Annotated in this window: 5 protein-coding genes and 1 pseudogene; 2 read left to right on the top strand and 4 right to left on the bottom strand. The window is 76.8% G+C overall.

All coding sequences use genetic code 11. The features are described 5' to 3' along the window. The coding region (locus CITRIK5_RS05130) for an HRDC domain-containing protein (RefSeq protein WP_159833715.1) at window positions 1–1118 on the bottom strand (1118 nt) is incomplete at its 3' end. A 9-nt stretch (window positions 1119–1127) separates the two neighbouring features. Here CITRIK5_RS05130 and CITRIK5_RS05125 point away from each other — a divergent pair. Beyond that, window positions 1128–1247, top strand: a pseudogene (locus CITRIK5_RS05125) (DUF3000 family protein); the annotation flags it as partial. 58 nt (window positions 1248–1305) lie between these two features. Here the strand turns inward: CITRIK5_RS05125 and CITRIK5_RS05120 are convergent. Next, on the bottom strand, window positions 1306–1920 hold the full coding sequence (locus CITRIK5_RS05120; RefSeq protein WP_041103656.1) for a DUF3000 domain-containing protein: 615 nt from the start codon (window positions 1918–1920) through the stop codon (window positions 1306–1308). 75 nt (window positions 1921–1995) lie between these two features. After that, the gene (gene msrB, locus CITRIK5_RS05115; RefSeq protein WP_070708529.1) at window positions 1996–2433 is read right to left on the bottom strand and encodes a peptide-methionine (R)-S-oxide reductase MsrB; all 438 of its coding nucleotides are present in this window, start codon (window positions 2431–2433) and stop codon (window positions 1996–1998) included. A 104-nt stretch (window positions 2434–2537) separates the two neighbouring features. Here msrB and CITRIK5_RS05110 point away from each other — a divergent pair, with 104 nt between their 5' ends. Beyond that, entirely contained in the window at window positions 2538–3866 is a 1329-nt protein-coding gene (locus tag CITRIK5_RS05110) for an alpha/beta fold hydrolase (RefSeq protein WP_080695934.1), read from the top strand. A gap of 6 nt (window positions 3867–3872) precedes the next feature. Here CITRIK5_RS05110 and CITRIK5_RS05105 read toward each other — a convergent pair whose 3' ends face one another. Further along, window positions 3873–5222 (bottom strand): M3 family metallopeptidase, encoded by a 1350-nt coding sequence (locus tag CITRIK5_RS05105; protein ID WP_236557141.1) that lies wholly within the window; start codon window positions 5220–5222, stop codon window positions 3873–3875. Window positions 5223–6000 lie beyond the last annotated feature (778 nt).

Below are 6000 nucleotides of genomic sequence, written 5' to 3'. Positions count from 1 at the left end.
GTCCAGCAGATCCGCCGAAGGGTGTCCGGGGTGAGGAGGTTCTCGGTGGGCATCCCCAGCTGCTCGGCCCGTCGGGCGACGCGGGCCTTGGCCGTGCGCAGGCGGCGGTCCGCCACCGGGTCCCGGTCCTTCCAGGCCCGGGGTGGGGGCGGGCCGTCCCCGGTGCGGATCTGCGCCGCGGGGGCGTCGTCCCGCTCGGCGTCCTCGACGCCGGCCCGGATCGCGGCGATCCAGCGCGGGGCCTCGCGGCTCGCGGCGCGGCCGTGGAAGCCGGAGGTCTGGCGCAGGGCGGGGACGGTGCGCGGCTGGGCGGCCGCGGCGGCGACGATCGACCGGTCCGGGATGAGCCGGCCGGGGGCGACGTCGCGGTGGCGGGCGAGGTCCTCGCGGGCCTCCCACAGGCGCTTGAGGACCGCGCGCTGCACGGGGCGGCGCAGCGTCTGGGAGCCCGAGGTGCCGCGCCAGGGGTCCTTCTTCGGCGTGGGCGGCGGGGCCGTGCGCACGTGCTCGAACTCCTGCTCGGCCCACGCGAGCTTGCCGTCGGCCTCGAGGCGCGCGATCAGGGCCTCGCGCAGCGGGACGAGCAGCTCGACGTCGAGCGCCGCGTAGGTGAGCATCGCCTCGGGCAGCGGACGCACCGACCAGTCGGCGGCCGAATGCTCCTTGGCGAGGGTGACCCCCAGCAGCTCCTCCAGGACCGCGGCCAGGCCGACGCGCGGCAGGCCGGACACCCGGGCCGCGAGCTCGGTGTCGAACAGCCGATCGGGGCGCAGCCCCTGCTCGGCCAGGCAGGGCAGGTCCTGGCTGGCCGCGTGCAGGATCCACTCGACGCCCGCGAGGGCCTCCTGCAGCGGGGCCAGCCCGTCGAGGGCCTCGGGATCGACGAGCCAGATGCCGGCGCCCTCGCGCTTGAGCTGGACGAGCATAGCCCGCTGGCCGTACCGGATCCCGGAGGCGCGCTCCGCGTCGACGGCGACCGGCCCGGTCCCCGCGGCGAGCGCCGCGGCGCAGGCCTCCAGACCCGCGCGGGTGTCGGTGAGCCGGGGGACTCCACCGGCCGGTGTCGCGATCAGCCGCGGGGGCGCGTCCGGGGCGGCCGTCTCGGGGGCGTCGGTCATGCTGCTCCNTTCGGGACGCTCAGTGCGGCCCCGGACACCACCGACATCGAGCTGCGCGCCTCGTGGACCCCGGCCCCGCGGGACCTCGGCTCGCATCTCGAGGCGTGGTCGGTCATGCTGCTCCTGTTCGGGGAGGTCGGGGCGGGGACGGGCCGGGGCCCGGTGCGCCGGAGGCGCGGGCGCGCGGTCAGGGGCCGGCCGTGGAGACGTCCGCGGCGTGCTCCGGCGGCAGACCGGCGAACGCGCAGATCATGTCCGACCACGCCTCGAGATGCGAGCCGAGGTCCCGCGGGGCCGGGGTCCACGAGGCGCGCAGCTCGATGTCGGTGGTGTCCGGGGCCGCACTGAGCGTCCCGAAGCCCTCCGCGATGCTGCGCGTCGCGGTGCCGCCGGCGTGGGAGTGCTCGGCGTGGCGGCGCTCGAGCGCCTCCACGAGCCACGTCCACGCGACGGCGCCGGCCAGCTGGTCCAGTGCGACGTCCGGTTCCAGGCTCGCACGGATCCATGTCACCGCCCGGAAGCCTCCCGGCCACCGGGCGTCCGGGGCCGGGTCGTGCAGGAGGACGAACCGCCCCGTGGCCAGCACGCCGCCGGTCGCGCCCGGCCCGTCGCACACGTCGGCGGCGAGGGCGACGGCGAACGGCGCCTGCCCCTCGGGCGCCGGGATCTCCCGCAGCCGCACCTCGGTCCGTGGCCGCGCATCGCGCAGGTCCGCCAGGGCACGCCGGAACACCCCCGGCGGCACGGGCGCCTCGACCGCCCCGGGGGCGGCGGAGAGGCGACGGGGCCCGATCACGCTCATGCCCGTCAGCCTAGGCCGCGGGGCCCAGCGGGCCGCGGGGGCGCGCCGTGGACGCCACGGCGCTCCCGCACCGGATCAGCGCGCCCCGTCCGGGGCCGCCGCGTCGTCGGCGGGGGCCAGGCGCAGCGAGATCGAGTTGATGCAGTAGCGCAGGTCCGTGGGGGTGTCATAGCCCTCGCCCGCGAAGACGTGACCCATGTGGGAGCCGCACGCCGCGCACCGCACCTCGATCCGCTCCATGCCCAGGGTGGTGTCCTTCAGGTACTCCACCCGGTCCTCCGCGAGCGGTGCGAAGAACGAGGGCCAGCCGCAGTGCGCGTCGAACTTCTCGTCCGAGCGGAACAGCTCGGATCCGCACGCCCGGCACGCGTACACGCCCTTCACGTGCGAGTCCCAGTACTCGCCCGTGAAGGGCCGTTCCGTGCCGGCCCGGCGCAGCACCTGGAACTCCTCGGGCGTGAGCCGTCGGGCCCACTCCTCGTCCGTCAGGCGGGCGCCGCCCGGGGCGGCCAGGGTCTGCTCGGGAGCGGGGACGTCCCGCGCGGGGTCGGGGGTGGGGCCGTCATGGGGGTCCCCACCCCGCCGACCTGCCGCCCGCCCTGGCCGCCGCCGTCACCGTGGCAGCCCGGCGGGCCGGGGGTCGCGACTCCCGCGTCCGCCGAGCGGGCCGCCTGGTCCGCCGCGGAGTCACCGGATCGGTGCGCGGCGGCGTGGCCGTGGCCTCCCCGGTGGCCCGCTGGGCCCCGCCCGTGCTCAGCGTCGCCGCGGCCTCCGCCTTCGTGCTGGCCGGGGCGAGCTCGGCGCTCGCAGGCGTGTTCGCCCGCACCGTGGTGACCCCCGTGCGCCGCCACGCCGAGTCCACGCCGATCCTCGCCGTCGTCGACACGCCCGCCGGGCAGGACGTGATCCTGCAGGCCGACGAGTACACCACCGTGCCCGGCCAGTACTCCCTCACGTTCGACGACGGCGCCGGATGCGCCCGCATCGGGGAGATCACCTCCTTCGACCCCCGGGACGGCACGGTGCAGCGCGCGGTCGAGGAGGTCTTCTCCGGCGATCTGACGACGGCGACCCGGGGCCGGTTCACCGGCTTCGTCTACCCGACCCCCGCCGACGCCGGGCTCGACGCCGAGGACGTGCAGGTGCCGGTGCCCGGCGGCCACGCCCGCGCATGGCGCATCGAGCCGGACCCCAGCGAGGACGGCGAACCCCGTCCCGCGGAGGGGCTGTGGGCGGTGATGGTCCACGGCCGCGGCGCGCGCCGCAACGAGGGCATCCGCGCCGTGCCGACCGCCCGCCGCCTGGGCATGACGTCGCTGCTGATCTCCTACCGCAACGACGGCGACGCCCCGGACGCCGCCGACGCCCGCTACGGGCTCGGCACCACCGAATGGGAGGACGTCGAGGCGGCCATCCGCTACGCCCTCGACCACGGCGCCCGGGACGTCGTCCTCTTCGGCTGGTCCATGGGCGGGGCCGTGGTGCTGCAGACCGTGGACCGCTCCCCGCTGGCCCCGCACGTGCGCGGCGTGGTCCTGACGGGCCCCGTCATCGACTGGGTGGACGTGCTGCGCCACCAGGCCCGGCTCAACCGGATCCCCGAAGCCGTGGGCCTGCTCGGCCAGTGGCTGCTGGCCAACCGGGCCGGCCGGTTCATCACGGGCCTGGCCGCCCCCGTGGACCTCAAGGCCCTGGACTGGGTGACCCGCGCCGACCACGTGCGTGTGCCCACGCTGATCCTGCACTCCGAGGACGACGAGTACGTGCCCGTCGGCCCCTCGCAGGACCTGGCCGAGCGCAACCCGGACCTCGTGCGGTTCGTCCGCTTCCACCAGGCCCGCCACACCCGCGAGCAGAACGTGGACCCGCGCAAGTGGGACACCACCGTGCGCGGCTGGCTGCGCGCCGTGCTCAGCGCCCCCCGCCCCGGCGGCCGGGGGCGCTGACCGCGCTCAGGCCGCGGCGTCCGCCAGCCCCCGACGGCGCAGCAGCGGCTCGAGCTCGGCGTCCCGGCCACGGAACGCGCGGTAGGACTCCAGCAGGTCACGCGTATCGCCCCGCGAGAGCAGCTCGTCCGCGAACCGGCGGCCGTTCTCCCGCGTCATCCCGCCGTGCTCGCGGAACCACTCCACGGCGTCCGCGTCCAGCACCTCGGCCCACACATAGGAGTAGTACCCGGCCGCATAGCCGCCGCCGAAGATGTGCTTGAAGTAGCCGGTGCCGTAGCGCGGAGGCACCAGGTCCGGGTCGATGCCCGCCTCGATCAGCACCCGGCGCTCGAACGCGGCCGGGTCGGCCGTGGCGGCGTCCACCGTCTCCTCCGTCAGCGAGTGCCAGGCCCAGTCCACGAGCGCCGCGCCCAAATACTCGACCGTGCGGTGCCCCTCGCCCCACAGGTCCGCCGCCTCGAGCCGCTCCAGCGTCCCCGCCGGCAGCGGCTCGCCCGACTCCACGTGCCGCGCGTACGCGGCCAGCAGGGACGGCTCGCGCAGCCACACCTCGTTGACCTGCGACGGGAACTCGACGACGTCGCGCGGCACGTTCGTCCCGGTGAGCGAGGCGTACTCGCCCCGGGCCAGCAGCCCGTGCAGGGCGTGGCCGAACTCGTGGAACAGCGTCGTGGCCTCATCCAGCGTCAGCAGGGCCGGACGCCCCGCCGCCGGGGCCGGCACATTCATCGTGGTGAACACCACCGGGCGCTCGCCCAGGGCGTCCGCCATGTCCCGCACCGTGTGCATCCAGGCACCGCCGGACTTGGTCGGCCGCGCGAACAGGTCCGCGACGAACAGACCCACCCCGGCACCGTCCTCACCCGTCACCTCGAACACCCGGATCCCGGGGCGGTACAGGTGCCGCGCCAGCTCCGGGCGCTCGGCGAACGTGAGCCCGTACAGCGCCGTCGCCGCCGCGAACACGCCCTCGGTCAGCACCCGGTCCAGCTCGAAGTACGGGCGCAGGGCGTCCGCGTCCACCGCGAACTCCTCCCGCGCGTACGCCGCGGACAGCGCCGGCCAGTCCCATGGGGCCACCTCGGCGTCCGTCCGGCCCGCGTGCGCCGCCGCCGTCGCCGCGTCCGCCCGCGCGTTGGCCATCGCCCGCGGCGCCATCGCGGCCAGCAGCTCCTCCACGGCCGCCGTCGACGGCGCCGCCCGGTCCTTCAGCGCCTGCTCGGCCCAGCTCTGCGCCCCCAGCAGCCGCGCCTTGCGCAGCCGCAGCCGCACCATCGCCATCGCCGTCGTCAGCGTCTCGTGCTCCCCGGACCCGCCCCGGCCCGTCGACGCCTCGAACACCTCGCGCCGCATCCCCTCGTCCTGCAGGGACGCCAGCCACGGCTGCGACGTGAACAGGGACAGCGTCAGCAGCCACGGGCCCGCCGCCGCGGCCAGGTCGTCCTCGCTCAGACCGGCCAGGCGCCCGCGCCGTGCTCGTCACGGACCGCGAGCGCCTGGCCGGTCTGAGCGAGGACGACCTGGCCGCGGCGGCGGGGGCGGCCGCCNCCTCGGCGGCCGCCCCCGCCGCCGCGGCCAGGTCGTCCTCGCTCAGACCGGCCAGGCGCTCGCGGTCCGTGACGAGCACGGCGCGGGCGCCTGGCCGGTCTGAGCGAGGACGACCTGGCCGCGGCCGCCCCCGCCGCCGCGGCCAGGTCGTCCTCGCTCAGACCGGCCAGGCGCTCGCGGTCCGTGACGAGCACGGCGCGGGCGGCGGTGTCCGCGACGAGGCGGCGCGTGTAGGCGGCCGAGAGGGACGCCAGCTCCGTGTTGATCCCGCGCAGCTCCTCGCGCGCGGCCTCGTCCAGGTCCGCCCCCGCCAGGGAGAGGCGCAGGCGCAGCGTCTCCAGCAGGCGGGCGTCCTCGCCCGTGAGGCCGCCGTCGTCGATCGAAGCGGCGCGCGCCGCCAGCCGCGGGTCCAGCAGGATCGCGTCCTCGTGGGCCGCGAGCTCGGGGGAGAGCTCCTCGGCCAGGGCCTGCCGCGCATCCGTGCCGTCCGAGCCGACGAGCGTGAAGAACATCGCGGCGGAGCGGCGCAGCAGCTGGCCGGACAGCTCGAGCGCACGGACGGTGTTCTCGAAGGTCGGCGCCG

Origin of the sequence: Micrococcus sp. 116, from assembly GCF_902506395.1 — a bacterium.
Taxonomy (GTDB): Bacteria; Actinomycetota; Actinomycetes; order Actinomycetales; family Micrococcaceae; genus Micrococcus; species Micrococcus luteus.
The sequence above is the reverse complement of the archived record's forward strand: the minus strand, read 5'-3'. Positions and strand labels throughout refer to the sequence as shown.

Coding starts and splice junctions, on each gene's coding strand:
- CITRIK5_RS05120 (WP_041103656.1), bottom strand. CDS start 1,920: ATGAGCGTGATCGGGCCCCGTCGCCTCTCCGCCGCCCCCGGGGCGGTC.
- CITRIK5_RS05105 (WP_236557141.1), bottom strand. CDS start 5,222: ATGCGGCGCGAGGTGTTCGAGGCGTCGACGGGCCGGGGCGGGTCCGGG.